1 protein-coding gene is annotated in these 2,917 nt (G+C 67.8%); it reads right to left on the minus strand.

What is annotated here, in order from left to right:
* Window positions 1–2,917 (minus strand): non-ribosomal peptide synthetase (locus JDV09_RS26335; RefSeq protein ID WP_221372071.1); only part of this gene is annotated, 2,917 nt, incomplete at both ends.

Raw genomic sequence — 2,917 nt, forward strand, 5'->3', positions numbered from 1 at the left:
GTGCGGCCTGGATGTCGCCGAGTTCGATGCGGTAGCCGCGGATCTTGACCTGCTGATCGCTGCGGCCGTGATAGCGCAGTTGCCCGTCGGGGCCCCATGAGGCGAGGTCACCGGTGCGGTACATGCGTTGGCCGGGCGACCCGAACGGGCACGGCAGGAATCGGGTGGCGGTCAGGGCGGCGCGTTGCTGGTAGCCGAGAGTGACGGCGTGGCCGGCGACGTAGAGTTCGCCGGGGATTTCGGGGGGTAGCGGGCGCAGCCAGCGGTCGAGTACGTGGAGTGCCAGGTGTGTCAGTGGGGTTCCGATGGGGCTGGTCGTGGTGGTGGTGTCGTGCGGGGTGATTTCTCGGTAGGTGGCGTGCACGGTGGTTTCGGTGATGCCGTACATGTTGATCAGTCGGGGTGGGTGGGGATGGTCGGCTAGCCATCGGTGGAGTTGTTGTGGGTCCAGTGTTTCGCCGCCGAAGATCACGGTGTGCAGGTGCAGCCGGTCGCGCCACCGCTGTGGTGGCGGGTCGGCGGCCAGTAGTGCGAGGAACGCTGATGGTGTCTGGCTGAAGACGCCGACGTTTTCGGTGGCCAGCAGGGTGTAGAGCTCTTCGGGTGAGCGGGTGAGGGTTTCGGGGACGACGATGAGGTGTCCGCCGCTGAGCAGTGCGCCGAAGATTTCCCAGACCGAGTAGTCGAATGCGTAGGAATGGCATTGGGTCCACACGGTTGCCGGTGGCATGTCGGGTAGCAGGGTGTCCAGCAGTGCCATGACGTTGTGGTGGCTTACGGCCACGCCTTTGGGTGTGCCGGTGGTGCCCGAGGTGTAGATGACGTAGGCGATGTCGTCGGCGGCCGGCCCGGGCAACGCGGTGTCGGGGGCGGCCTGGATGCGGGGGTCGCCGACGTCGATGACCGGTATGCCGGTGTCGGTGAACCTGTCTGCCAGAGCGGTGAGGGTGATCGCCGCCGCGGGTGCGGCATCGGCGAGGATCAGCCCGATCCGGGCGCTGGGTGAGTCCGGGTCGATCGGTAGGTAGGCCGCTCCGGTTTTCAGGATTGCGGCCATCGCGATGATCGCCTCTGGTGAGTGTGGAAGTAGCAGGGCCACGCAGGTTCCCGGGCGGGCGCCGTGGCTGCCCAGGATGTGGGCCAGGGTGGTGGAGCGTTCGTCGAGCTCGCGGTAGGTGATCGATTCGGTGGCGCAGCTCACGGCGATGGCATCGGGTGTGCGGCTGGTCTGGTCGGCAAGGGCCGCGGTGATCGAGGCGGGCGGCGCTTCGGCGGTCGTGGGGGTGTCGGTCAGGGCGGCGCGGTTGTCCCAGTCGGCGATCTGGGCGTGTTCGTCTTCGTCGAGAAGATCGATACCCGACAATCGTTGGTCGGGATCGGCGGTCATCGCCGAAAGGGTTTTCTCCCATCGGTGTAGCAGTGTGTCGATGGTGGCGCCGTCGTAGACGTCGGTGCGGTATTCGAGTGCGCCGGTGATGCCGTCGGGTTGGCCGGTGTCGGTGAAGCGTTCGGTCAGGGAGAACGACAGGTCCATTCGGGCGGTGTGGGTGTCCAGTGGGGTTGCGGTGATGTCGAGGTCGCCGAGGGTCAGGTCGGGGGTGGTGGTGTTCTGCCAGGCCAGCATCACCTGGATCAGGGGGTGGTGGGTCAGGCTGCGGGCGGGGTTGAGCCGTTCGACGAGGGCTTCGAAGGGGACGTCCTGGTGGTCGTAGGCGGCCAGGGCGCGTTCGCGGACCTGGGTGAGCAGTTCGGCGACGGTGGGGTCACCGGACAGGTCCATGCGCAGGACCAGGGTGTTGACGAAGAATCCGACGAGGTCGTCGAGCGCGGGGTCGCGGCGTCCGGCCACCGGGAACCCGACGGCCACATCGGTGCTACCGCTGAGGTTGGACAACAGCACCGCCAGCGCGGCCTGCACCACCATGAACGGCGTCGCATCGTGGGCCCGGGCGAGGTGGTGTATCTGTTCGTGCAGGCGGGCCGGCCACTGCAGCGCCGCGCTGGCACCGCGATGGTCGGCGACCGCCGGATAGGGCCGGTCGACCGGCAGCACCAGGCGTTCGGGTAACTGCGCCAACGCCTGCAGCCAATAGGCCAGTTGGGCCGCGATCGCACTGCTGCTGTCGTCGAGGTCGCCGAGCCGAGCACGCTGCCACAACGCGTAATCGGCGTACTGCACCGCCAGATCCGCCCAGCCGGGCTCACCGCCGGCACGGCGGGCGGCGTAGGCCGCACTCAGATCGGCGGCCAGCACACCCATCGACCAGGCATCGCAGGCGATGTGGTGGATGGTCAGGACCAGGGTGTGGTGGTCGCCGGTGCTCAGAATCTGTGCCCGGACCGGTATTTCGGTGGCCAGGTCGAACGGACGGCGGGCCGCGCCGGCCACCGCGTCATCGAGCTTCCGGCGGGTCCAGCCGCTGGCATCGATGACATCGCAGACCGCACCGGCATGCTCGGATGCCACCACGACCTGATGCGGCGCACCCTCGACGGTGCGCACAACGGTGCGCAGGCTTTCGTGGCGGGCCACCACATCGGCCAGCGCCGCCGACAGCGCACCGGTATCCAACACACCGTGCACGTGCACGGCCACGGCCATGTTGTAGATCGGTGCCGGGCCATGGAGCTGATCGAGAAACCACAACCGACTCTGCCCATACGACAGCGGGATACGCGCAGGACGCCGCCCAGCCACCAACGGCACCGCGCTACCGCCCTGCCCCACACAGGACGCCAGTGTGGTGATGGTGGGTGTGTTGAACAGGGTGCGTACGGTGTGGTTGGTGGCGAAGGTGGTGTTGATGGTGGTGATGGCGCGCATGGCGGTCAGGGAGTCCCCACCGAGGTCGAAGAACGAGTCGTGGGCGCCGACCCGGTCGATGCCCAGGACCCGGGCGAAGATCGCGGCCAGGAG

Origin of the sequence: Mycolicibacterium xanthum (genome assembly GCF_019710635.1) — a bacterium.
In the GTDB taxonomy this organism is placed as follows: domain Bacteria; phylum Actinomycetota; class Actinomycetes; order Mycobacteriales; family Mycobacteriaceae; genus Mycobacterium; species Mycobacterium xanthum.